The organism is Streptomyces sp. NPDC028331, from assembly GCF_055565775.1.
Window position 1 is genome coordinate 111,504 of record NZ_JBVHTR010000005.1, and the last position, 22,425, is coordinate 133,928.

Genomic DNA, 22,425 nt, shown 5'->3' on the forward strand with positions numbered 1-22,425 from the left:
TACCCCACCCCCCCCCCCCCCCCCCCCCCCCCCCCCCCCCCCCCCCCCCCCCCCCCCCCCCCCCCCCCCCCCCCCCCCCTCCCCCCCCCCCCCCCCCCCCCCCCCCCCCCCCCCCCGGCGCCGCTTTCGGACAGGTCACGGAGCGACCTCGTCGATACGCCGGAGGGCCCGCAGCACACGCGCTGCGGGCCCTCCGGCGTTTCCCGGTCCTGCCTTAGCTGTCGTCACGGCGCAGCGACGGCTTCAGGTCCTTCAGGCGGCCGAGGAGGCCGTTGACGAACGCCGGGGACTCGTCCGTGGAGAACTCCTTGGCGAGCTGCACCATCTCGTCGAGCACCACGGCGTCCGGCGTCTCGTCGACCCAGATCAGTTCGTGGGCGCCGAGGCGCAGGATGTTGCGGTCGACCACCGGCATCCGGTCCAGCGTCCAGCCGACCGCGTACTGGGCGATCAGCTCGTCGATGCGCTTCGCGTGCTGCGCGTAGCCCTCGACCAACTGCATGGTGTACTCGCTCACCGGCGGCTGCCGGGTGTCGGTACGCGAGAGCCGGATCCAGTCCGCGAGGACCGTCAGGACGTCGACCCCCCTCTGGTCACCTTCGAAGAGGATCTGGAAGGCGCGCTTACGGGCCGTGTTACGGGCAGCCACGGTTAAGCGTTCACCCGGCCGAGGTAGTCGCTCGTCCGCGTGTCGACCTTGATCTTCTCACCGGTGGTGATGAAGAGCGGGACCTGGATCTGGTGGCCGGTCTCCAGCGTGGCGGGCTTGGTGCCGCCGGTGGAGCGGTCGCCCTGGACACCCGGCTCGGTCTCGGCGATGGTCAGCTCGACGGCGGCCGGCAGCTCGACGAAGAGCACCTCGCCCTCGTGCTGCGCGACGGTGGCCTCGAAGCCCTCGATCAGGAAGTTCGCGGCGTCACCGACGACCTTGCGGTCGATGTGGAGCTGGTCGTAGGTCTCCAGGTCCATGAAGACGAAGTAGTCGCCGTCCATGTACGAGAACTGCATGTCGCGCTTGTCGACAGTGGCCGTCTCGACCTTGACGCCGGCGTTGAAGGTCTTGTCGACGACCTTGCCGGAGAGCACGTTCTTGAGCTTGGTGCGCACGAAAGCGGGGCCCTTGCCGGGCTTGACGTGCTGGAACTCGACGACGGACCAGAGCTGGCCGCCTTCGAGCTTGAGCACCATGCCGTTCTTGAGGTCGTTCGTGGAAGCCACGGTTGCGGAATCTCCTGGACTGACGTACGACCCCGGGGCAGGCGCACAGCGCGAGGCTAGAGCGCGAGCAGCTCCTTGGTCGTGATGGTGAGTAGCTCGGGTCCGCCGTCCGCCTCGGGGCGTACGACGAGCGTGTCATCGATCCGGACACCGCCCCGGCCCGGGAGGTGGACCCCCGGTTCGACGGTGACCGGCACGCAAGCGTCCAGTTTACCCATGGCCGCGGGGGTCAACTGAGGGTCCTCGTCGATTTCGAGTCCCACACCGTGCCCGGTCAGCGGCGGCAGCGCCCCGCCGTACCCGGCGGAGTCCAGCACCTGACGTGCGGCCCGGTCCACGTCGCGGTACGCGGCGCCGGGTGCGAGGGCCTGGCGTCCGGCGCGCTGGGCGGCGAACACCAGGTCGTACAGCTCGATCTGCCAGTCGGCGGGCGAGGTGCCGATGACGAAGGTGCGACCGATCTCGCAGCGGTAGCCGCGGTAGGCGGCGCCGAGACAGACGGAGAGGAAGTCGCCCTCCTCCACCCGCCGGTCGGTGGGGCGGTGGCCGCGGCGTCCGGCGTTCGGTCCGGTGGCGACGGACGTGGCGAAGGCCGGGCCGTCGGCGCCGTGGTCGACGAGCCGGCGTTCCAGTTCGAGGGCGAGGTGGCGTTCCGTGCGGCCGACGAGGATGGACTCCAGCAGCTCGCTCAGCGCCTGGTCGACGATCTCGGCGCCGATCCTGAGGAGGGCGATCTCCTCCTCGTCCTTGACGACCCGGAGCTGCTCGACCGCGCCGCCGAGGTCGGTGAGCCGCAGCCCCGGCGCGACCGAGCGGAGGGAGCGGTGGCGGGCCACGGTGAGGTGGTGCTCCTCCACCGCCAGGGACTCGGCACCCTGCGCCGCGGCCAGGTCGGCGGCGGCGACGGCGGTGTCACCACCGGTGACCGGCAGAATACGCACCCGCAACGCCTCGTCCGGCCGTCCGTAAGCGGGGTGGTCGTCCGGCGGTCCGGCGCACAGCAGCACGTCCTCGCTCATGCCCAGCAGCAGGACGGCGCCCTGGGGCGCGGCACCCGCCAGATACCGGACGTTCGCGGGGCGGGACACCAGCGCCGTCCCACCGCCGCCCGCGCTGCAGCGTTCCCTGAGCCGCTCCCGGCGGGCCGCGTACACCTCTGACATGACCCGAGCCTACGAGCGGTGGCCGAATATCGCCGGTCCAGAGGGCCGGACGGGCGGCGACGAGACGGGGCCGATCCGAAAGGCAGGCCCTACGGCGTCACCACTTCGGCGGGCTCGCGAGGGCGCGGGCCAGGACCTCGTCCAGGGCGCGGGCCGTGCCCTCCACATCGAGCTGGGAGTTGTCGATGATCGGCAGGCCGGAGCCGTACCAGCCGGCCATGCGGCCGTGGATGCGGGCCACCTCCTCGTCGGTGAGCCGGCGGTTGCCCGTGCGCTCCGCGTTGCGTTCCAGCACGATCTCCAGGCCGGGCAGCAGGACGACCGGCAGCAGACCGGGGCCCACATGGCGTTTCCAGCCACCGAGGCCGACGACGGGGCGGTCCGGGAAGACGGCGTCGTCGAGGATGCAGGAGATGCCGTTGGCCAGGAAGTTGCGGGCCGCGAAGCCGCAGGTGCGGCGGGCCAGACGGTACTGGGCCTCCGAGTTGTCGTTCCACCCCGACTGCGGGTCGGCGAAGCCCGAACGCACCCATTCGCGGACGTCGTCCAGGCTGATGTGGGCGGTGGGGACCCGGCGGTGCTCGGCCCAGTACTTCGCGACGCTGGTCTTGCCGGCGCCCGCGGGTCCGATCAGCAGCACGGCGAGTGTGGCGGAGGCGAGGTCGGGCGCTCCGGCGGCGGGCGGTGCGCTCGGCACGCCGACCGGGGCGCCCGGTGGGAGCCGCATCTGCCCGGTGGGGTCGGGGGGAGGCGGGGCGGGCGTGTGCTGCGGCTGCGGCGGGAGGTGGGCGGCAGGTGCCCCGGGCGGCACCGGTGGCGCCGTGAAGCCCGGCGTGGGCGTGGTCCGCGGTGCGGGGCCCGGGTGGGCGCCCGGTTGTCCCGGGTGGTGTGCGGCCGGTGACCAGGTGGTCGCCGGGCCGTGCCCCGGCTGGTGGGGCGGCGGCAGCGGAGCTCCCACTGCGTGCTGCATCCGGTGGCCACTCCGTCTCGTGTTGGGGCTCGCAGGCGTTCGACGCCGGCAGCGGGTGATCCCCCGCTCCCTACCGAACGGTACCGTCCCCGGCCGTCGTTGTGTGAACGGCCGGGGGCGGCCCGAAGTGCCCGTCCTCGCAGGCGAATCGGGGCAACCGGTCCCGAGGGGAACGAGTCGCCCGCCGCCGCGGGCCGGACGGAGCTACTGCCCCACTTCGCCGTACGCCGCGAGCAGAACCGCTGGGTCGGGGCCCTCCAGCACGGTGGGCTTGGCCAGGCCGTCGAGGACGATGAAGCGCAGCAGGTCGCCGCGGGACTTCTTGTCGACCTTCATCGTCTCCAGCAGCTTGGGCCACTGGTCGTAGCGGTAGTGCAGCGGCAGCCCCACCGCCTGGAGGATGGTGCGGTGCCGGTCGGCGGTCGCGTCGTCCAGCCGGCCCGCCAGACGCCCGAGTTCGGCCGCGAAGTGCATGCCGACGGCGACGGCGGCGCCGTGCCGCCACTTGTACCGCTCGTTCTTCTCGATGGCGTGGCCGAGCGTGTGCCCGTAGTTGAGGATCTCCCTGAGGCCGGACTCCTTCAGGTCGGAGGAGACGACCTCTGCCTTGACCCGGATGGACCGCTCGATCAGCTCCGCGGTGTGCGGCCCGGTCGGAGTGCGGGCGGCCTGCGGGTCCGCCTCGATCAGCTCCAGGATCACCGGGTCGGCGATGAAACCGGCCTTGATGACCTCGGCGAGCCCGGAGACGTAGTCGTTGACCGGCAGGGAGTCCAGCGCCGCCAGGTCGCACAGCACACCCGCGGGCGGGTGGAAGGCGCCGACCAGGTTCTTGCCCTCGGCGGTGTTGATGCCGGTCTTGCCGCCGACGGCCGCGTCCACCATCGCCAGCACGGTGGTCGGGATCGCGATCCAGCGCACCCCGCGCAGCCAGGTGGCGGCCACGAACCCGGCCAGGTCGGTGGTCGCCCCGCCGCCGACGCCCACGATGACGTCGGTGCGGGTGAACCCGGACTGTCCCAGCGCCTTCCAGCAGTAGGCGGCGACCTCCGCGGTCTTGGCCTCCTCCGCGTTCGGCACCTGGATGGCCACGGTCTCATAGCCCTGCCCGGCGAGGTCGGCGCGCAGCGCCTCACCCGTCTCGGCCAGCGCCTCCGGGTGGATCACCGCGACCCGCTTGGCCCGGTGCCCGATCAACCCGGCCAGCTCGCCGAGGAGTTGCCGGCCGACCAGCACCTCGTAGGGGTCGGTGCCCGCGGTGCCGCCGACCTGGATCCGCGTCACTGACTCGCTCATGCTTCTTTCCACTCCAGTGCGTCAAGGACCGCTCGGGCGACCTCTTCGGGACTGCGGCCGTCGGTGGCGACGACGGTCGTCGCGACCTCCTCGTACAGGTGGCGGCGGGCCTCCATCAGCTCCCGCCACTGCCGGCGCGGGTTGACCGCCAGCAGCGGCCGGGCCGCGTTCAGCCCGGTGCGCTTGACCGCCTCCTCGACGTCCATCGAGAGGTAGACGACCCGGTGCGAGGCGAGCAGCGCCCGGGTGTCCTCGTCGAGGATCGATCCGCCGCCCAACGCGAGCACCCCCTCGTGCTCGGCCAGCGCCCTGTGCACCGCCGCCTTCTCCAGAGCACGGAAGACCGGCTCTCCCTCGTCCACGAAGATGTCGGCGATCGACCGGCCCTGCTCGGCCACGATGTCGTCGTCCGTGTCCCGGTAGCCGACACCCATCCGCTCGGCGAGCAACTGCCCCACGGTCGATTTACCGACCCCCATCGGGCCGACCAGCACGACCACAGGCACGGCACTCACCGGATCGCCAGGCTGTCGAGGTAACCGCGCACATTGCGGCGGGTCTCGGCCACGCTGTCACCGCCGAACTTCTCCGCCACGGCGTCGGCGAGGACGAGCGCGACCATGGCCTCCGCGACGATCCCGGCCGCCGGGACCGCGCACACGTCCGAGCGCTGGTGGTGCGCCTGCGCCGGCTCACCGGTGGAGACGTCCACGGTCGCCAGTGCCCTCGGCACCGTCGCGATCGGCTTCATCGCGGCCCTCACCCGCAGCAGCTCACCGGTGGTCAGACCGCCCTCCGTACCGCCGGAGCGGCCCGTGGCGCGCTTGATGCCCTCGGGGGTGGCGACGATCTCGTCGTGCGCCTTCGAGCCGGGCACGCGCGCCAGCCCGAACCCGTCACCGACCTCGACGCCCTTGATCGCCTGGATCCCCATCAGCGCCGCCGCGAGCCGCGCGTCCAGCCGCCGGTCCCAGTGCACGTGCGAGCCCAGCCCCACCGGCACCCCGTACGCCAGGACCTCCACCACGCCACCGAGCGTGTCGCCGTCCTTGTGCGCCTGGTCGATCTCCGCGACCATCGCCTTCGAGGCGTCCGCGTCCAGGCACCGCACCGGGTCCGCGTCCAGCTTCTCGACGTCGGCGGGGGTCGGGTAGAGCCCGTAGGGAGCCTTGGCGGAGGCCAGCTCGACGACATGGCTGACGATCTCGATCCCGGCCGTCTCCTTCAGGTACGACCGCGCCACCGCGCCGAGCGCGACACGGGCCGCCGTCTCCCGCGCCGAGGCCCGCTCCAGCACCGGGCGCGCCTCGTCGAACCCGTACTTCTGCATCCCGGCGAGATCGGCGTGCCCCGGGCGCGGCCGGGTCAGCGGCGCGTTGCGCGCCAGGCCGGCCAGCACCTCCGGGTCCACCGGGTCGGCCGCCATCACCTGCTCCCACTTGGGCCACTCGGTGTTGCCGACCATGATCGCCACCGGGGAGCCCAGGGTGAGGCCGTGCCGGACACCGCCGAGGAACGTGACCTCGTCCCGCTCGAACTTCATCCGCGCACCGCGCCCATAGCCGAGCCGCCGCCTCGCCAGGTGGTCCGCCACCATCTCCGTGGTGATCGGCACGCCGGCGGGAAGGCCCTCCAGCGTCGCGACGAGTGCGGGACCGTGGGACTCCCCCGCGGTCAGCCAGCGCAACCTGCTCAACGGTGCTCCTCAGTGCTCGCGCCTGGTACTGCCCTGTGTACGCGCGTCCTCGCGTACGGCGACGGCGCGACCGGGTGCGCGGCCCTGTCCCGCCACCTCCGATCCTCCCATGTCCGGCGGCGGTGACCGGCCCCGGTCCATCAGACGGACGCGACCGGGGCTGCTTGGCTAGCGGGTCGCCAGGGCGTGCTCCCCCGCCTTGCGCATGGCGTCCAGCGGGGCCGGGGCCCGGCCCGTCATCTGCTCGACCTGGAGCACCGCCTGGTGCACCAGCAGGTCGAGGCCGCTGACGACGGCACCGCCGTAGGCCGACCATCGTGCGGCGAGGGCCGTGGGCCAGGGGTCGTAGAGCACGTCGAACAGGGTCGCGGGACGCTCCGGGACAGCGGCGGCCAGCGCGTCCGTCGTCCCGGCCGGTGTGGTGGCGACGACCAGCGGCGCGCGCAGCGCGCGGTCGGCGTCCGACCAGTCGGCGGTGCGGATGTCGACGTCGAGCCGCTCGCCCCATTGCCGCATCTCGGCGGCCCGGGCCTCGCTGCGGACATAGGCGACCACCGGGCCGGTGCAGATCCGGGCCAGCGCGGCCAGCGCGGAGGAGGCGGTGGCGCCCGCGCCGAGGATCGCGGCGGAGTCGACCTCCTCGATGCCCCGCTCCCGCAGGGCGGCGACCATTCCGGGGATGTCGGTGTTGTCCCCGACGCGCCGCCCGTCCCCGGTGAACACGACGGTGTTCACGGCCTCCACCGAGGCCGCCGTGTCGCTCACCGAGTCGAGCAGCGGGATGACGGCCCGCTTGAGCGGCATGGTCAGCGACAGTCCCGCCCACTCGGGTCCGAGGTCTGCGAGGAAACCGGGCAGCGCCTGCTCGTCGACCTCGAACCGGTCGTAGGACCAGTCCTTCAGCCCCAGCTCCTGGTAGGCGGCGCGGTGCAGCACCGGGGAGAGGGAGTGGGCGATCGGGGAGCCGAGGACGGCGGCCCGGCGCTTGCCCGTCATGAGCCTTACTGACCCTTCTGCTGCTCTTGGAGGTACTTCTCGCGGTTGCGGTTCTGCTCTTCGTTGGTTTCGGCGAAGAGCGTCTCGTTGTCGTTGATCGAGACGAAGTAGTACCAGTTTCCCTTGGCCGGGTTCAGGGCGGCCTTGATCGCCACCTCCCCGGGGTTGTCGATCGGTCCGGGCGGCAGGCCCTTGATCCGGTACGTGTTGTACGGGTCGTTGATCTGCCGCAGCTCGTTGACGGATCCCGTGCCGAGCTTGGACTGGCCGCGCAGGTAGTTCACCGTCGAGTCGAAGTCGAGCAGACCGTTGGTCTCGGTGTTGTTCGGCTTCAGCCGGTTGTAGACGACCGTGGCGACCTTCTCGAAGTCGTGCTTGTACTTGCCCTCGGCCTGCACGAGGCTCGCGACCGTGAGGACCTGCAGCGGGTTCTGCAGGTTCAGGCTCCTGGCCTTGGCCTGGATGCCGAACTGGGCGTACTTCTCCTTGGCCATGTCGACCATCTGCTTCAGGACGTCCTCGGGCTTCATCCCCTTGGCGACGGGATAGGCCGAGGGGTAGAGGAATCCCTCCAGCGGGTCCTTGATGTCCTTGCTGGTGTTGGCCCAGTCGGGCAGGCCGAAGCTCGACCACTCCTTCTTGGCGACGTCCTGGGTGGTGCCCGGCTTGAGCTGCAGCCGCTGGTCGATCGCGGCGTAGACCTTGGTGTTGCGCCAGCCCTCGGCGATGATCAGGTTGTTCTTGCTCTTCGGGCTGAGCATGAGCTGCACGGCGGCCGCGGCGGACATCTGCTTGTTCAGCGTGTACGTGCCCGCCTGGATGGTCTTGCCGTTGGGGTTCTGCTCCTGTGCCGCGACGAACGCGTCGACGCTCTTGACGACTCCGGCCTCTTTGAGCACCCGGCCGATGGTGTAACCGCCGGCACCTTTCGGAATGGTGACCGTGACCTGTTCGCCGTTGCCCTCGCCCACGTAGTCGGGCGCCGCGCCGAAACGATTTTGGTAGAACTGGTACCCGTAATACCCGACTGTGCCGACGCCGCCGAGGACGAGCACGACCACCAGGCAGGCGCATCCGTTGCGGCGCTTCCTGCCCTTGGCCGTCTTGCCGCCGCGCCCCCGCCGTTCGCCGCGGCCACCCCGGCCGTCCGGCTCGTCATCGGCGTCGTCCTCGTCGTCGCCGTCCGCGAAGAAGGCGTGCTCGCCCTCCTCCGGGTCGGGGTCCCAGTCGGTCTTCGGTTCCGGTTCGGCGCGCCGCCGGTTCGGCGGCTCCGGCGGCGGATACGCGTCGGGGGTCTGGTAGAAGTCGGGCTGCTCACCGCCGTACGCACCGGGCTGGGCGCCGTAGGGGTCCGCCGGATCGGGGGCGTAGGGCACATGCGCCTGCCCGCCGCCGTCCCAGCCGCCGTCGCCGTAGCCCTGCTGCCCCTGACCGGGGTACTGCTGCTCGTGCTGCCCAGGCCCGCCCGGGTACTGCTGCTCGTGCTGCCCCTGGGCGGCGTACTGCTGTCCGTCCGGGTGCTGTCCCGGGTGCTGGTACTGCGACTGGTCCGGGCGCTGTCCCGGCTGCCGGTACTGCGACTGGTCCGCGTACTGCCGATAGTCCTGCTGCCCCTGGTCGTGCGCGCCCTGCGGGCCGCCTCCCCAGTCGTCGTAGTGCTGCTCCGGGTAGTGCTGGCCGCCGTAAGGGGACGGGGCCGCGTGGCCCTCATGTCCTCCCCATCCGCCGTCCCCGTACAACGGGTCCTCCGGATGCCACGGTGCGGGGCCTGGGCCCCGGCCATACTCACTCATCGATCCCCTAGAGCCGCGAGGCTTCAGGTCGCGCGGCGCTGCGCCCGGCTCCCGTCCCGCCTCTCTCTGTGCGGTGGCTGTTCGAACACCATCGCATCGCGCGGAACGTTACCGTATCGCGATCAGATGACCACTTCGACGCCTTCGCCGGGTGCTTTACCTGACACCCGTTCGGATTCCAGCGCCTGCTGCAGAATGATGACGGCGGCCGCCTGATCGATCACGGAGCGGCCCTTCCTGGACTTCACGCCGGAGGCGCGCAGCCCCTGACTGGCCGTCACGGTGGTCATGCGCTCGTCCACCAGTCTGACCGGAACCGGCGCGATCATGCGCGCCAACTCCTGTGCGAATCCGCGGACCTTGACCGCCGCCGGTCCCTCGCCCCCTTTGAGGGAGCGAGGGAGTCCGACGACGACCTCGATCGGTTCGTACTCCTCGACGAGTTGCCCGAGTCGCCGCTGGGCCGCGGGGATGTCCCGCCCGGGGACGGTCTCCACCGGGGTGGCGAGGATCCCGTCGGGGTCGCAGGAGGCGACCCCGATACGGGCGTCACCGACGTCGATCGCGAGTCGGCGTCCTCTTCTCATCTTCACGACCGTTTCTTGCCCGCGTCTTACTTGGCGGTCTCGGCGACCAGGCGCTCGACGGCGTCGACGGCCTCACCGACGGCGGCCGGGTTCTGGCCGCCGCCCTGGGCGACGTCCGGCTTGCCGCCACCGCCGCCGCCGAGGGTCTTGGCGGCCGTGCGGACCAGGTCACCGGCCTTCAGGCCGCGCTCGCGGGCGGCCTCGTTGGTGGCGATGACCGTCAGCGGCTTGCCGCCCGTGACCGTGAACAGGGCCACCACGGCGGCCCTGCCGCCCTGGATGCGGCCGCGCACGTCGAGGACCAGCTTGCGCAGGTCGTCGGTGGTGGTGCCGTCCGGGACCCGGCCGGTGACGACGGCGACGCCGTGGATGTCCTTGGCGGACTCGGCGAGCCCGGCGGCGGCCTGGAGCACCTTCTCGGCGCGGAACTTCTCGATCTCCTTCTCGGCGTCCTTCAGCCGGGCGAGCATGCCGGAGATCTTCTCGGGCAGTTCCTCCGGGCGGCCCTTGAGGAGTTCGGTGAGCTGGTTGACGACCGTGTGCTCGCGGGCGAGGAAGTTGTAGGCGTCCACGCCGACCAGGGCCTCGATACGGCGGACACCCGAGCCGATGGAGGACTCGCCGAGCAGCTTCACCAGGCCGAGCTGGGCGGTGTTGTGCACGTGGGTGCCGCCGCACAGCTCCTTGGAGAAGTCGCCGATGGTGACGACGCGCACGCGCTCGCCGTACTTCTCGCCGAACTCCGCGATGGCGCCCTGCTTCTTGGCCTCGTCGATGCCCATGATCTCGGCGTGCACGTCGAGATCGCGGGCGAGCACCTCGTTGATCTTCTGCTCGACGTCGGTCATCACGGCCGTCGGGACGGCGGACGGGGAGCCGAAGTCGAAGCGGAAGCGGCCGGGCTGGTTCTCGGAACCGGCCTGGGCGGCCGTCGGGCCGAGGGCGTCGCGCAGGGCCTGGTGGGTGAGGTGCGTGGCCGAGTGGGCGCGGGCGATGGCCTTGCGGCGGCGGGAGTCGATGACGGCGTGGGCCTTGGCACCGACGGTCACCTCGCCGACCTGGACGACGCCCTTGTGGACGTACACCCCCGGCACCGGCTTCTGGCAGTCGCGGACCTCGATCACGGCGCCGGAGTCGGCCTTGATACGGCCGGTGTCGCCGATCTGGCCGCCGCCCTCGGCGTAGAACGGGGTGCGGTCGAGGACGATCTCGACCTCGTCGCCCTCGGTGGCGGCCGGGGAGGAGACGCCGTCGACCAGGATGCCGACGATGGTGGACTCGCCCTCGGTGTCGGAGTAGCCGATGAAGTCGGTCTCGCCGGCGGTGTCGGCGATCTCGCGGTAGGCGCCGAGGTCGGCGTGGCCGGTCTTCTTGGCCTGGGCGTCGGCCTTGGCGCGCTCCCGCTGCTCCTTCATCAGGCGGCGGAAGCCGTCCTCGTCCACGGACAGCCCCTGCTCGGCGGCCATCTCCAGGGTGAGGTCGATCGGGAAGCCCCAGGTGTCGTGGAGCAGGAAGGCCTTGTCGCCGGGCAGCACGGTGGATCCGGCGGCCTTGGTCTCGGCGACGGCGGTGTCCAGGACGTTCGTCCCGGCGTTGAGGGTCTTGAGGAAGCGGGCCTCCTCGGCGAGGGCGACCTTCTCGATGCGCTCGCGGTCGGTGACCAGTTCGGGGTACTGCTGGCCCATCATGTGGATCACCACGTCGATCAGGTCCTTGACGACCGGACCGGTGGCACCCAGCAGGCGCATGTTGCGGATGGCGCGGCGCATGATGCGGCGCAGGACGTAGCCGCGGCCCTCGTTGCCCGGGGTGACGCCGTCGCCGATGAGCATGGTGGCGGTGCGCATGTGGTCGGTGACCACGCGCAGCGACACGTCCGAGTCGTGGGCGTCGCCGTAGGCGACACCGGTCAGCTCGGTGGCCTTCTTGATCACGGCCATGGAGGTGTCGATCTCGTACATGTTCTGCACGCCCTGCAGAATCATGGCGAGCCGCTCGAGGCCGAGACCGGTGTCGATGTTCTTGCTCGGCAGGTCACCGAGGATCTCGAAGTTGTCCTTGCCGGTGCCCTCGCCGCGCTCGTACTGCATGAAGACGAGGTTCCAGATCTCCACGTACCGCTCGTCGTTGACGGCGGGGCCGCCCTCGACGCCGAACTCGGGGCCGCGGTCGTAGTTGATCTCGGAGCAGGGTCCGCACGGGCCGGGGACGCCCATGGACCAGAAGTTGTCCTTCATGCCCAGGCGCTGGATGCGCTCGGCCGGGACGCCGACGACGTCGCGCCAGATCTGCTCGGCCTCGTCGTCGTCCTTGTAGACGGTGATCCACAGCCGGTCGGGCTCGAGGCCGTAACCGCCCTTGTCCTGGGGCGTGGTGAGCAGCTCCCAGGCGAGCTTGATGGCGCCTTCCTTGAAGTAGTCGCCGAAGGAGAAGTTGCCGCACATCTGGAAGAACGTGCCGTGCCGCGTGGTCTTGCCGACCTCTTCGATGTCGGGCGTGCGCACGCACTTCTGCACGCTGGTGGCGCGCGGGTAGGGCGGCTTGACCTCGCCGAGGAAGTAGGGCTTGAAGGGCACCATGCCGGCCGGGACGAGCAGCAGAGTCGGGTCGTCCGCGATGAGCGACGCCGAAGGGACGACGGTGTGACCGCGCTCCTCGAAGAAGCTCAACCAGCGGCGGCGGATCTCAGCCGACTCCATCAGTGGTCCTCATTCCGGTTGTACGAGTGCTTCGTTTGCGAATACGTCGGTGGCTCGACGTGCTTCGGGCTGTTGCGGTTCTCGATGGCGGCGTACCGCCGGGGTCCGGGGAGCTCGGGCGGCTCGACGGGGGCGTTCAGACCGAGCGCGTCACCGAGTTCGGCCTCCCGCCGGTTCATGTTGTCGCGGACGTCGAGGGCGAATTCCACCGCGCGGTCCTTGAGCCGGTGGCCCGCCTCGATCGCCTTGTTCGCCGCTGTCACGGCCAGGCTCTCGGGGGTGAGCTGCCTCAGCTTGCGGTTGACCTTGGTGGTGGCCCACACACCGGCTGCCACGCCGGTGCCGAACCAGAACGTACGGCGGAACATCGCTAGTCCTTCTTCCGCTTCGCCCGTCGCGGGGACGGGACGGTGCGGCCCACGATCACGGTACGCCGGGGGGCCTTGGCGGGCACGTTCTCCCGGCGGCCGGCGATCGCCCGGCGTACGCCGTAGCCGAACGCCGCGACCTTGACCAGGGGGCCGCCGAAGGTCGACGCGACGGTCGTCGACAGTGCGGACGCGTTGGACGTGACCTCCTGGACGTCCGACGCGATGGCGTCAACCCGGTCGATCTGGGTCTGCGCGGAACGCACGGCGGCGGAGGCGTCGGCCAGCAGCGGGACGGCCTGGTCGGTCACGTCCGCCACCAGTTTGGTCGTCGCCTTGAGCGTCTGGGCCAGCCTCGCCAGTGCGACGGCGAGGAAGGAGACCAGGATCGCCCAGAAGACGGCCACCAGGATCCCGGCCACTTCTCCACCGGACACCGTGTGCACCCGCTCCCTCCAGAACGTGCCTGAACATCGAAAACTCGGTTCCCCGAGCCTATCGCGCCGCGGCGGGCGTTCCGTACCGGATTCCGGGCGGCCCGGTGGGGAGTTGTGCCGGGCGGGAGCACGCGGCGCGCAATGCCGGTCACCGAGTGTCTCCCGGGCGGAGCGCCGGGCACGGCCGATCGGGAACTCCTGCTCCCGGTCGGCGAGTCGGGGCCCTTCACACGGACGTCCACAGACGCGTCAGGCCCGCCGCCTCGGCCGCCCGGAAGGGCGGGAGACGACGGGCCTGACGTGCTGGGAGCGCTACGTCCGCCGGAAAGCGATCAGCGGGCGTAGTACTCGACGACGAGCTGCTCGTCGCAGATCACCGGGATCTCCTTGCGGTTCGGCTCACGGTCCAGGCGGAACGCCAGGGCCTTGAGGTTCACCTGGAGGTAGCGCGGGGTCTCGCCGTCGGGGGCGAAGCCACCCTCGCGGGCGACCTGGAAGAGCGTCTTCTCACGGCTGCGCTCGCGGACCATCACGACGTCGTCGGGACGGACGCGGTACGACGGCTTGTCGACCTTGTGGCCGTTGACCTCGATGTGGCCGTGGACGACCATCTGGCGGGCCTGGTAGATCGTGCGGGCGATGCCCGAACGCAGGACCAGCGCGTCGAGGCGCCGCTCCAGCTCGACGATCAGGGCCTCACCGGTCTTGCCCTGGACCTTGGAGGCACGCTCGTAGGCGCGCACGAGCTGACGCTCGGAGATGTCGTACTGAGCGCGCAGGCGCTGCTTCTCCAGCAGACGGACCTTGTAGTCCGAGTTCTGCTTGCGGCCGCGACCGTGCTCACCCGGCGGGTAGGGGCGGGCCTCGAAGTACTTGACGGCCTTCGGGGTCAGCGCGATACCGAGGGCACGCGACTTCTTGACCTTGGGGCGGGACTGGTTCGCCATGAACCAAACACCTCGTGTTTCTGTAAGTGATCGGCTTCACCAGGGTTAGGGGAGGTCGCATCCGCAGCCGGGGAAACCCTGCGGGTCCGCGCGGGACCTGCCGGGCAGCCGCTCCCCTGGTCTGGGCACATACGTGCAGCACGCGAGTGGCCCACCGACCGCTCCGGGGCTCCGGGTGGTGGTGGGCTGCCCGCGACACCGTTCGACGGTGCGCGACGCTCCTGGATCCCCGTGCCGTAGGGCGGTGGGGTTCCGGCTGGATGTCCCGCTCTGGTGGTGCCGGACCCTTTTGAGGTGCCGGACACGGGACGCAGCGCTTCGAGCAAGTCTACAGGCTGCCTAGGACTGCCTGCGACCGAGGTGCTTGCGGGTCCACTCCACGGCGTCCGCGTAGCGCGCCTCGGCGCCGTGCCGGGTCGGGGTGTAGTACTCGCGGTCCTTGAGCGCGTCCGGGGCGTACTGCTGGGCGGCGATGCCCTCCGGCAGGTCGTGCGGGTAGACGTACCCCTGGGCGTGGCCGAGCTTGGCCGCGCCCTTGTAGTGGCCGTCGCGCAGGTGCGGGGGCACGGGCCCGGCCAGCCCCTTGCGGACGTCCTCCAGGGCCGCGCCGATCGCCGTGGTCGCCGCGTTCGACTTGGGGGCCAGGGCGAGGGCGATGGTGGCGTGGCTGAGGGTGAGCGCGGCCTCCGGGAAGCCGATCATGGCGACGGCCTGGGCGGCGGCGACGGCGATCGGCAGGGCGTTGGGGTCGGCGAGGCCGATGTCCTCGCTGGCGGAGATCATCAGGCGGCGGGCGATGAAGCGCGGATCCTCGCCGGCCTCGATCATGCGGGCCAGGTAGTGCAGGGCCGCGTCCACGTCGGAGCCGCGGATGGACTTGATGAGGGCGCTGGCCACGTCGTAGTGCTGGTCGCCGTCACGGTCGTACTTGACCGCGGCGCGGTCGACGGTCTCCTCCAGCGTCGTCAGGCCGATCTCCGCCTCGCCCTTGGCGAGCGCCGCTCCGGCGGCGGCCTCCAGGGCGGTCAGGGCGCGCCGGGCGTCGCCGCCGGCGATGCGCAGCAGGTGGTCCTCGGTGTCCTCGGGGAGGGTGACGGCGCCCTTCAGGCCGCGCTCGTCGGTCAGCGCGCGGCGGATCAGACCGCGCACGTCGTCGTCCGTGAGCGGCTCGAGGGTGAGCAGGAGGGAGCGGGACAGCAGCGGGGAGATCACCGAGAAGTACGGGTTCTCCGTGGTCGCGGCGATCAGGGTGACCCAGCGGTTCTCCACGGCCGGGAGCAGGGAGTCCTGCTGGGCCTTGCTGAAGCGGTGGATCTCGTCCAGGAACAGGACGGTCTCCTTGCCGAAGCCCCCGCTGGCGCGGCGGGCGCCGTCGATGACCGCCCGGACCTCCTTCACGCCCGCGGTGATCGCCGACAGCTCCACGAACCGCTTGTTGGTGGCCTTGGAGACGACGTACGCCAGGGTCGTCTTGCCGGTGCCGGGCGGACCCCACAGGATGACCGAGGAGGGCCCGGCGGGGCCGCCGCCGCCCTCGCCGACCAGTCTGCGCAGCGGGGACCCCGGCTTCAGCAGGTGCTGCTGGCCCACCACCTCGTCGAGGGTGCGCGGGCGCATGCGGACCGCCAGGGGACTGGTGCTCGGGTCCTTCTCCTGGCGTTCTTCTGCTGCGGCGGTGAACAGGTCGGGCTCCACGAGGGAAACCCTAAGTCACCGCACCGACAACGCCCCGGGGGCCGTGTGGATCAGGCCCAGAGGTGGCTGCCCCACCGGGTCAGGATGAGCATGGCGATGACACCGCAGTGCGTGACCGGGAGCACCCAGGTGAACTCGCCGAGGAAGTTCTTGACCGGACGCGGGGCGGGCAGGAAGTCGTTGCGGACGTTGAACGAGGTCACGTACCAGAACATGGTGATCGTGGCGACCCAGGCGAGCGAGCACCACAGGCACAGCGCGTTGATCCGGTACAGGGACTCGAACTGCAGCCAGGTCACGAAGCAGACGCCGAAGAGCGTGCCGAAGTTGAAGGTCAGCCAGTACCAGCGGGGGAAGCGGGCGCGGGCGAGCAGGCTCATGCCGACGCAGATGACGATGCCGTAGCAGACGAGGCCGAGCATCGGGTTGGGGAAGCCGAAGACGGCGGCCTGCTTGCTCTCCATGACGCTGCCGCAGGACACGATCGGGTTGATGCTGCAGCTCGGGGTGAACGTCTTGCCGCTCACCTTGGCTTCGAGGATCTTCTGCTTGTCGATCGTGATGACCCATGCGGCGAGCAGACCGGCCGCACCGGCGATCACCAGCAGCAGGGCGAACGCGCGGCTGCCGCCCACCGTGCGGGGGGAGGTGTCCGTGCGCGTCGGCTCGGTGGATCCGGTGGAGACGTCGTTGACTGTCGTCTTGCTCATCACGCCGCTTCCGATGCTCGAGAGGTGGACCTGCGGGTTGGGGTCATTGTGCCGCACGCGGGCGCGGGTCCACCGTTCGATGGACATAAGGAAGTACGCACGGTCGTCCCGGAGCGTTCGGTTCCGGCCGAAGCTCGCCGTATGACCACACACGCGAACGGACTCGCGGTGGACGTACGGGGGCTGCGCAAGCAGTACGGGGACGTGACCGCGGTCGACGGAATCGATCTGGGGATCCGGCGGGGCGAGGTGTTCGGCCTGCTCGGGCCGAACGGCGCCGGCAAGACCACCACCGTGGAGATCCTCCAGGGCAACCGCGGCCGGGACGGGGGCGAGGTGTCCGTGCTCGGGGTGGACCCGGCGCGGGGCACGCGCGCGTGGCGCTCGAAAGTGGGGATCGTCTGGCAGGACGAATCGGCGCCCGCGGAGTTGACGGTCCGCGAGACGGTACGCCACTTCGCGCGCTACTACCCACGGCCGCGCGACCCGGAGCACGTCATCGGCCTGGTGGGGCTCGAGGGGAAGGCGGACAGCCGGATCAAGGCGCTCTCCGGCGGTCAGCGGCGCCGCCTCGACGTGGCCCTGGGCGTGATCGGCGACCCCGAGCTGCTGCTCCTGGACGAGCCGACGACCGGTTTCGACCCGGCGGCCCGGCGACAGTTCTGGGACCTGATCCGTCTGCTCGCCGACGAGGGCACGACGATCCTGCTCACCACGCACTACCTGGAGGAGGCGGAGGCCCTGGCGCACCGGCTGGCGGTCGTCGCCCGGGGCCGGGTGGTCGCCGAAGGCACCCCGACCGCACTGCGGGACCGGTTCGGCAGCGAGGCCACCGTCGAGTGGACGGAGGCGGACGGCACCCCTCGCCGCGAGCGCACCGGCACCCCGACCCGGACGGTCGCGGAGCTCGCCCGGCGCTTCGACGGTGAGATCCCGGGGCTGCGGGTCGGCCGCCCCACCTTGGAGGACGTGTATCTGCGCCTGACCGGACAGGAGGACGCGCGATGACGACGACCGCCGTACGGCCCGGGACCCGGGCCACCGCCGAACGGCTGCCCGGGGCCTGGACCCTCGGGGCGCACCGGGGCGTGCTGGAGATCAAGCAGTTCTTCCGGCAGCGCGAGCAGGTGGTGTTCACCTTCGCCTTCCCGGTCGTCTTCCTGTTCCTGTTCGCATCGATCTTCCACGACCACGTGGGCGTCAAGGGGCTCACCGCCTCGCAGCTGTACGTGCCCGCGATGATGGCCTCGGGGATCATGTCGACGAGCTTCCAGTCCCTGGGGATATCGATCGCGGTGGAGCGCGACGAGAAGGCGCTGCGCAGGCTGCGGGGCACGCCGATGCCGCCGGCGGCGTACTTCCTGGGGAAGATCTGGCTGGTCCTTTTCACGGGGGTCCTGGAGACGGCGATCCTGCTGCTCGTCGGCACCACGCTGTACGGCGTGGACCTGCCGTCGGACGCCGGGAGGTGGCTGGACTTCGCCTGGATCTTCGTGCTCGGGCTGACGGCGTGCGCGCTGCTCGGCATCGCGATCAGCTCGGTGCCGAAGTCCGGCAAGAGCGCCAGCTCCGTGGTCGTGCTGCCGTTCCTGGTGCTGCAGTTCATCTCCGGGGTGTACATCTCCATCGCGACCATCCCGCACTGGATGCTGGACATCGGCGCCCTGTTCCCGCTGAAGTGGCTGTGCCAGGGGTTGCGGGGCGTGTTCCTGCCCGATTCGGCGCGGGTCCTGGAAGCGGCGGGGAGCTGGGAGTTCGGGCGGATCGCCCTGGTGCTCGGGGCCTGGTGCGTCGGAGGATTGGCGCTGTGTCTGCTGACCTTCCGGTGGAAGAGCCGGCGCGACGGATGACAGGCCGGCGCACGGTGCCGGACGCGCACGCGTGGGACCGTTCGATCGGGCTGTGGGACGCGTACTTCGGGGTCGCCTGGGCGGCCACCCTGGCGTTCGTGCTCGGCGCGGCGCATCCGGGGTGGGCCGTCCGTGTGGTGGCGGCCGGGCTGCTCGTACCGCTGGTGCCCCTGTACGGGGTGGTGGGGCGGTCGCTGTTGCAGGAGGACCCGCCCGAGCAGCGGCGGGCGCTGCGCTACCTGGCCGGGGCGATGGCGCTGTTCCTGCCGTCGGCGGTGCTGGTCGGCGAGACGCGGTTGATGGCGTTCGCGCTCATCCCCCAGTGCTTCATGGCGCTGCGCACACGCTGGGCGCTCGTCGCCGTCACGCTCATCAATCTGCTGCCGGTGGCGGCGTGGGCGCTGCTGTGGCGCCCGAGCGCCCGGGATCTCTTCGCCAACTCCGTGTTCGCGCTGGTCACCCTGGTCTTCTCGGTGGTGATCGGCGGCTGGATCATCCGGATCATCGAGCAGAGCGCGGAGCGGGCCGAGCTGATCGCGGAACTGGAGGCCAGCCGGCACGAGATCTCCCGTCTGTCGGCGGCGCACGGCGCGCTCGCCGAGCGGGAGCGGCTCTCGCGGGAGATCCACGACACGCTCGCACAGGGCTTCACCAGCCTGCTGATGCTGGTCCAGGCGGTGGAGGCCGAGCTGGAGCACGACGTCCCGCAGGCCCGGCGCCATCTGGCGCTGATGACCGAGACGGCCCGGCAGAACCTCGCCGAGGCGCGGGCACTGGTGGCCGGGGGCGCACCGGCCGACCTGGAGGGGGTCTCGCTGCCGGACGCGTTGCGGCGGCTGGCGGCGCGGCACGACGCGCAGGTGGAGGTCACGGGGCCGGTGCGGGCGCTGCCTGCCGGGGTGGAGGTGGTGGCGCTGCGGTCGTGCCAGGAGGCGCTGGCCAACGCCCGTAAGCATGCGGGGGCTTCCGCCACGCTCGCGATAGCACTGGCGTACGACGACGACACACTGGCCGTCTCGGTCCGGGACGACGGCTGCGGCTTCGACCCGTCCGCACCGACCGGGGGCTACGGTCTGACCGGGTTGCGGGCGCGGGCCGCCGAGGTGGGCGGCACGGCCGAGGTCCGCAGCGCGCCGGGCGAGGGCACGAGCGTCACCGTACGGCTGCCCGTCCTGCCCGTCCTGCCTGTTCTCGGGAGTGCTTCATGATCCGGATCGTTCTCGCCGACGACCATCCCGTCGTAAGGGAGGGACTGCGCGCGATGCTCAGCGCGGAGCCCGATCTCGAGGTGGTCGCGGACGCGTCGAGCGGGCCGCAGGCGGAGGCGCTGGCGGCCGAACTGCGGCCGGACATCGTGCTGATGGACCTGCGGATGCCGGGCGGCGCGGGTGTCGACTCGATCGAGCGGATGGCGGAGGCCGGGCTGCCGTGCCGGGTGATCGTGCTGACGACGTACGAGACGGACCGGGACATCCTGCGGGCGGTGGAGGCGGGGGCGGCGGGCTATCTGCTCAAGGACCTGCCGCGGGGGGAACTGGCCGAGGCGGTGCGTGCGGCGGCGCGCGGCGAGACGGTCCTGGCGCCGTCGGTCGCGGCCCGCCTGGTGGACCGGCTGCGGGCCAGGCCGGAGCGGCCGCGGCTGTCGGAACGGGAGACGGCGGTGTTGCGGCTCGTGGCGGAGGGGTGCACGAATGCGGAGATCGGACGGCGGTTGTTCATCGGGGAGTCGACGGTGAAGACGCACCTGCTGCGCGTGTTCGGAAAGCTGGGGGTGGACGACCGGACGGCGGCGGTGACGAGCGCGATGCGACACGGCCTGCTCGACTGAGGGTTCTCGCCCCGCCGCCCCTGCCCGTCCCAGGGGCTCAGCGGGGACCGCATCCCCCGCACACGGCGGGGGACGAACCGACACGGCCTGCGCCCCCGGAGGGTCAGCCGAGCCGGGACTCCAGTTCCGCCACGATCTCGTTCACCCCGACCGCCACCTGCTCCCCGGACTCCATGTCCTTCAGCTGCACCACGCCCTCCTGGAGATCACGCTCCCCGGCGACGATCGTGTAACGGGCGCCACTGCGGTTGGCGTTCTTCATCGCGCCCTTCAGCCCCTTGCCGCCGTACGCGAAGTCCGCCGCGACGCCGAGCTTGCGCAGCTCCGTGACCTTCGCGAACAGCACACGGCGGGCCTCCTCGCCGAGCGGGACGGCGAACACACTGGTGGTGGCCGGGAGTTGCAGCTCGATCCCCTCGGCCTCCAGCGCCAGCACCGTACGGTCGACGCCCAGCGCCCAGCCCACCGACGGCAGCGCGGGGCCGCCGATCATCTCGGACAGGCCGTCGTAGCGGCCGCCGCCGCCCACCGCGGACTGGGAGCCCAGGCCGTCGTGGACGAACTCGAAGGTCGTCCGCGTGTAGTAGTCCAGGCCGCGCACCAGCTTGGGGTCGTCCTCGAACGCCACGCCCGCCGCGGTGATCAGCTCGCGGACCTCCTCGTGGTACGCCTTGCACGCGTCGCACAGGTAGTCGCGCAGCAGCGGCGCGCCGTCCAGCTGCTTCTGGACCGACTCGCGCTTGTCGTCGAGGACCCGCAGCGGGTTGATGTCGATGCGGCGGCGCGTGTCCTCGTCCAGGTCCAGGCCCCGCAGAAAGTCCTGGAGCGCGGAGCGGTAGACCGGGCGGCACTCCTTGTCGCCCAGCGAGTTGAGCAGGATGCGGAAGTTCCGCAGGCCCAGGGAGCGGTACGCCTGGTCGGCCAGGATGATCAGCTCGGCGTCCAGCGCCGGGTCCTCGGCGCCGATCGCCTCCGCGCCCACCTGCGAGAAGTGGCGGTAGCGGCCCTTCTGCGGGCGCTCGTAGCGGTAGTAGGAACCCGAGTACCAGAGCTTGACCGGCAGGTTGCCCGCCTTGTGCAGGTTGGCCTCGAGGGCGGCGCGCAGCACGGACGCCGTGCCCTCGGGGCGCAGGGCAAGCCTGTCGCCGCCCTTCGTCTCGAAGGCGTACATCTCCTTGGTCACGATGTCCGTGGACTCCCCCACGCCGCGCGCGAAGAGTTCCACGTTCTCGAAGCCCGGCGTCTCGATGTAGCCGTATCCGGAGTTGCGCAGCGGGGAGGCGATGGCCTCACGGACGGCCAGGTACTTGGCGGAGTCCGGCGGGATCAGGTCGTACGTGCCCTTGGGGGCCTTGAAGGTGCTCACGGAAGGTCTCTCGTCACATTCCTCGTCGGGGAGCCTCCTGGGCTCCCTGGCCGGCGGCCACCTGCCGCAGATACGGGTTGGTGGCGCGCTCCCGGCCGATGGTCGTCTGGGGGCCGTGGCCGGACAGCACCACGGTCGAGTCGTCGAGCGGCAGGCACACGCGGGCCAGCGAGTCGAGCATCTCGGCCATGTCACCGCCGGGCAGGTCGGTGCGTCCGATGGAGCCGGCGAACAGCAGGTCGCCCGAGAAGAGGATCGGCGGGATGTCCGCCGCCTCGGGCAGGCCGAAGGTCACCGACCCCTTGGTATGGCCGGGCGCGTGCGCGACGGACAGCTCCAGACCCGCCAGCTCGAGCTTCGCTCCGTCGGTGAGCTCCTTGACGTCGTCCGGCTCCCCCACGGTCAGCTCGCCCATCAGCGGCATCCCGATGGAACGCCCGAGCGCCTTCTCGGGGTCGCTCATCATGTACCGGTCGTCGGGGTGGATCCACGCCGGTACGTCGTGCGCGCCGCAGACCGGGACGACCGAGGCCACGTGATCGATGTGGCCGTGGGTGAGGACGACCGCGACGGGCTTGAGCCGATGCTTCTTCAGCGCGTCCTCGACCCCCTGGGCGGCCTGGTGGCCGGGGTCGATGATCACGCACTCCTCACCCGCGGCGGGGGCGACCAGGTAACAGTTGGTCCCCCAGGCCCCGGCGGGGAACCCGGCAATCAGCACGATCGTCCTTCGTTGTGTCGTACGGGCGTCACTGGCTGTGGGTCAGAGCCTACCGGCGCTGCCGATTCCTCAGCGAACCCATATA

General features: G+C 71.2%; 22 protein-coding genes. 4 read left to right on the forward strand and 18 right to left on the reverse strand.

Annotated features, from left to right (window positions below; translation table 11 throughout):
• Positions 1-214: 214 nt before the first annotated feature.
• From nusB to ACZ4SW_RS08555, 16 genes are all read right to left on the reverse strand, one after another.
• The gene (gene nusB / locus ACZ4SW_RS08480) at positions 215-649 is read right to left on the reverse strand and encodes a transcription antitermination factor NusB (RefSeq protein WP_468239644.1); all 435 of its coding nucleotides are present in this window, start codon (positions 647-649) and stop codon (positions 215-217) included.
• A 2-nt stretch (positions 650-651) separates the two neighbouring features.
• The gene (gene efp, locus ACZ4SW_RS08485; protein WP_468239646.1) at positions 652-1,218 is read right to left on the reverse strand and encodes an elongation factor P; all 567 of its coding nucleotides are present in this window, start codon (positions 1,216-1,218) and stop codon (positions 652-654) included.
• Between the two features lie 56 nt (positions 1,219-1,274).
• The gene (locus ACZ4SW_RS08490; protein ID WP_468239648.1) at positions 1,275-2,381 is read right to left on the reverse strand and encodes an aminopeptidase P family protein; all 1,107 of its coding nucleotides are present in this window, start codon (positions 2,379-2,381) and stop codon (positions 1,275-1,277) included.
• Positions 2,382-2,478: 97 nt separating this feature from the next.
• Positions 2,479-3,351, reverse strand: coding sequence for a Pro-rich N-terminal domain-containing protein (locus ACZ4SW_RS08495; RefSeq protein WP_468239651.1), 873 nt, complete (start codon positions 3,349-3,351; stop codon positions 2,479-2,481).
• Positions 3,352-3,555: 204 nt separating this feature from the next.
• On the reverse strand, positions 3,556-4,647 hold the full coding sequence (aroB, locus tag ACZ4SW_RS08500) for a 3-dehydroquinate synthase (protein WP_468239653.1): 1,092 nt from the start codon (positions 4,645-4,647) through the stop codon (positions 3,556-3,558).
• A complete protein-coding gene (locus ACZ4SW_RS08505; protein WP_468239656.1) occupies positions 4,644-5,162 on the reverse strand; it encodes a shikimate kinase in 519 nt (172 codons plus the stop codon). The genes aroB and ACZ4SW_RS08505 overlap by 4 nt, the downstream gene beginning before the upstream one ends.
• Positions 5,159-6,343 carry a chorismate synthase gene (gene aroC, locus ACZ4SW_RS08510; protein ID WP_468239658.1) on the reverse strand — a complete coding sequence of 395 codons (1,185 nt, stop codon included), beginning with the start codon at positions 6,341-6,343 and terminating at the stop codon, positions 5,159-5,161. Before aroC ends, ACZ4SW_RS08505 begins: the two co-directional genes overlap by 4 nt.
• Before the next feature lie 168 nt (positions 6,344-6,511).
• On the reverse strand, positions 6,512-7,339 hold the full coding sequence (locus ACZ4SW_RS08515) for a shikimate dehydrogenase (RefSeq protein WP_468239660.1): 828 nt from the start codon (positions 7,337-7,339) through the stop codon (positions 6,512-6,514).
• Between the two features lie 5 nt (positions 7,340-7,344).
• Positions 7,345-9,132: an endolytic transglycosylase MltG gene (mltG, locus tag ACZ4SW_RS08520; RefSeq protein ID WP_468239663.1), complete on the reverse strand. Its 1,788-nt coding sequence runs from the start codon at positions 9,130-9,132 to the stop codon at positions 7,345-7,347.
• Between the two features lie 122 nt (positions 9,133-9,254).
• On the reverse strand, positions 9,255-9,719 hold the full coding sequence (gene ruvX, locus ACZ4SW_RS08525) for a Holliday junction resolvase RuvX (protein WP_468240324.1): 465 nt from the start codon (positions 9,717-9,719) through the stop codon (positions 9,255-9,257).
• A 26-nt stretch (positions 9,720-9,745) separates the two neighbouring features.
• On the reverse strand, positions 9,746-12,418 hold the full coding sequence (gene alaS / locus ACZ4SW_RS08530) for an alanine--tRNA ligase (RefSeq protein WP_468239665.1): 2,673 nt from the start codon (positions 12,416-12,418) through the stop codon (positions 9,746-9,748).
• Entirely contained in the window at positions 12,418-12,786 is a 369-nt protein-coding gene (locus ACZ4SW_RS08535) for a hypothetical protein (protein ID WP_468239668.1), read from the reverse strand. Before ACZ4SW_RS08535 ends, alaS begins: the two co-directional genes overlap by 1 nt.
• A gap of 2 nt (positions 12,787-12,788) precedes the next feature.
• Positions 12,789-13,232, reverse strand: a complete 444-nt coding sequence (locus tag ACZ4SW_RS08540; protein WP_468239670.1) for a DUF948 domain-containing protein — start codon at positions 13,230-13,232, stop codon at positions 12,789-12,791.
• A gap of 323 nt (positions 13,233-13,555) precedes the next feature.
• Positions 13,556-14,170 carry a 30S ribosomal protein S4 gene (gene rpsD / locus ACZ4SW_RS08545; RefSeq protein ID WP_468239673.1) on the reverse strand — a complete coding sequence of 205 codons (615 nt, stop codon included), beginning with the start codon at positions 14,168-14,170 and terminating at the stop codon, positions 13,556-13,558.
• A 339-nt stretch (positions 14,171-14,509) separates the two neighbouring features.
• The gene (locus ACZ4SW_RS08550) at positions 14,510-15,865 is read right to left on the reverse strand and encodes a replication-associated recombination protein A (protein WP_468239675.1); all 1,356 of its coding nucleotides are present in this window, start codon (positions 15,863-15,865) and stop codon (positions 14,510-14,512) included.
• 50 nt (positions 15,866-15,915) lie between these two features.
• Positions 15,916-16,575, reverse strand: coding sequence for a vitamin K epoxide reductase family protein (locus tag ACZ4SW_RS08555; protein ID WP_468239678.1), 660 nt, complete (start codon positions 16,573-16,575; stop codon positions 15,916-15,918).
• A gap of 141 nt (positions 16,576-16,716) precedes the next feature.
• Between ACZ4SW_RS08555 and ACZ4SW_RS08560 the strand changes: the two genes are divergently transcribed.
• From ACZ4SW_RS08560 to ACZ4SW_RS08575, 4 genes are read left to right on the forward strand one after another with little or no spacing between them, the layout of a single operon-like run.
• A complete protein-coding gene (locus tag ACZ4SW_RS08560; RefSeq protein ID WP_468239680.1) occupies positions 16,717-17,583 on the forward strand; it encodes an ABC transporter ATP-binding protein in 867 nt (288 codons plus the stop codon).
• A complete protein-coding gene (locus ACZ4SW_RS08565; protein WP_468239683.1) occupies positions 17,580-18,425 on the forward strand; it encodes an ABC transporter permease in 846 nt (281 codons plus the stop codon). The genes ACZ4SW_RS08560 and ACZ4SW_RS08565 overlap by 4 nt, the downstream gene beginning before the upstream one ends.
• Entirely contained in the window at positions 18,422-19,633 is a 1,212-nt protein-coding gene (locus ACZ4SW_RS08570) for a sensor histidine kinase (protein WP_468239686.1), read from the forward strand. The genes ACZ4SW_RS08565 and ACZ4SW_RS08570 overlap by 4 nt, the downstream gene beginning before the upstream one ends.
• A complete protein-coding gene (locus ACZ4SW_RS08575; RefSeq protein WP_468239688.1) occupies positions 19,630-20,253 on the forward strand; it encodes a response regulator in 624 nt (207 codons plus the stop codon). The genes ACZ4SW_RS08570 and ACZ4SW_RS08575 overlap by 4 nt, the downstream gene beginning before the upstream one ends.
• A gap of 103 nt (positions 20,254-20,356) precedes the next feature.
• On the opposite strand, the gene hisS is transcribed toward ACZ4SW_RS08575, so the two are convergent.
• Both hisS and ACZ4SW_RS08585 read right to left on the reverse strand, forming a co-directional pair.
• Complete coding sequence (gene hisS / locus ACZ4SW_RS08580; RefSeq protein ID WP_468239690.1) at positions 20,357-21,619, reverse strand: histidine--tRNA ligase; 1,263 nt, start codon at positions 21,617-21,619, stop codon at positions 20,357-20,359.
• A gap of 13 nt (positions 21,620-21,632) precedes the next feature.
• The gene (locus ACZ4SW_RS08585; RefSeq protein WP_468239693.1) at positions 21,633-22,340 is read right to left on the reverse strand and encodes an MBL fold metallo-hydrolase; all 708 of its coding nucleotides are present in this window, start codon (positions 22,338-22,340) and stop codon (positions 21,633-21,635) included.
• Positions 22,341-22,425 lie beyond the last annotated feature (85 nt).

Excerpts from the sequence above, each read along its gene's own strand:
- ACZ4SW_RS08535 (WP_468239668.1), bottom strand. The coding sequence starts at position 12,786 with ATGTTCCGCCGTACGTTCTGGTTCGGCACCGGCGTGGCAGCCGGTGTG.
- ACZ4SW_RS08555 (WP_468239678.1), bottom strand. The coding sequence starts at position 16,575 with ATGAGCAAGACGACAGTCAACGACGTCTCCACCGGATCCACCGAGCCG.
- ACZ4SW_RS08515 (WP_468239660.1), bottom strand. The coding sequence starts at position 7,339 with ATGACGGGCAAGCGCCGGGCCGCCGTCCTCGGCTCCCCGATCGCCCAC.
- ACZ4SW_RS08560 (WP_468239680.1), top strand. The coding sequence starts at position 16,717 with ATGACCACACACGCGAACGGACTCGCGGTGGACGTACGGGGGCTGCGC.
- aroB (WP_468239653.1), bottom strand. The coding sequence starts at position 4,647 with ATGAGCGAGTCAGTGACGCGGATCCAGGTCGGCGGCACCGCGGGCACC.
- ruvX (WP_468240324.1), bottom strand. The coding sequence starts at position 9,719 with ATGAGAAGAGGACGCCGACTCGCGATCGACGTCGGTGACGCCCGTATC.
- ACZ4SW_RS08575 (WP_468239688.1), top strand. The coding sequence starts at position 19,630 with ATGATCCGGATCGTTCTCGCCGACGACCATCCCGTCGTAAGGGAGGGA.
- ACZ4SW_RS08570 (WP_468239686.1), top strand. The coding sequence starts at position 18,422 with ATGACAGGCCGGCGCACGGTGCCGGACGCGCACGCGTGGGACCGTTCG.
- rpsD (WP_468239673.1), bottom strand. The coding sequence starts at position 14,170 with ATGGCGAACCAGTCCCGCCCCAAGGTCAAGAAGTCGCGTGCCCTCGGT.
- ACZ4SW_RS08565 (WP_468239683.1), top strand. The coding sequence starts at position 17,580 with ATGACGACGACCGCCGTACGGCCCGGGACCCGGGCCACCGCCGAACGG.
- mltG (WP_468239663.1), bottom strand. The coding sequence starts at position 9,132 with ATGAGTGAGTATGGCCGGGGCCCAGGCCCCGCACCGTGGCATCCGGAG.
- ACZ4SW_RS08495 (WP_468239651.1), bottom strand. The coding sequence starts at position 3,351 with ATGCAGCACGCAGTGGGAGCTCCGCTGCCGCCGCCCCACCAGCCGGGG.
- ACZ4SW_RS08490 (WP_468239648.1), bottom strand. The coding sequence starts at position 2,381 with ATGTCAGAGGTGTACGCGGCCCGCCGGGAGCGGCTCAGGGAACGCTGC.
- alaS (WP_468239665.1), bottom strand. The coding sequence starts at position 12,418 with ATGGAGTCGGCTGAGATCCGCCGCCGCTGGTTGAGCTTCTTCGAGGAG.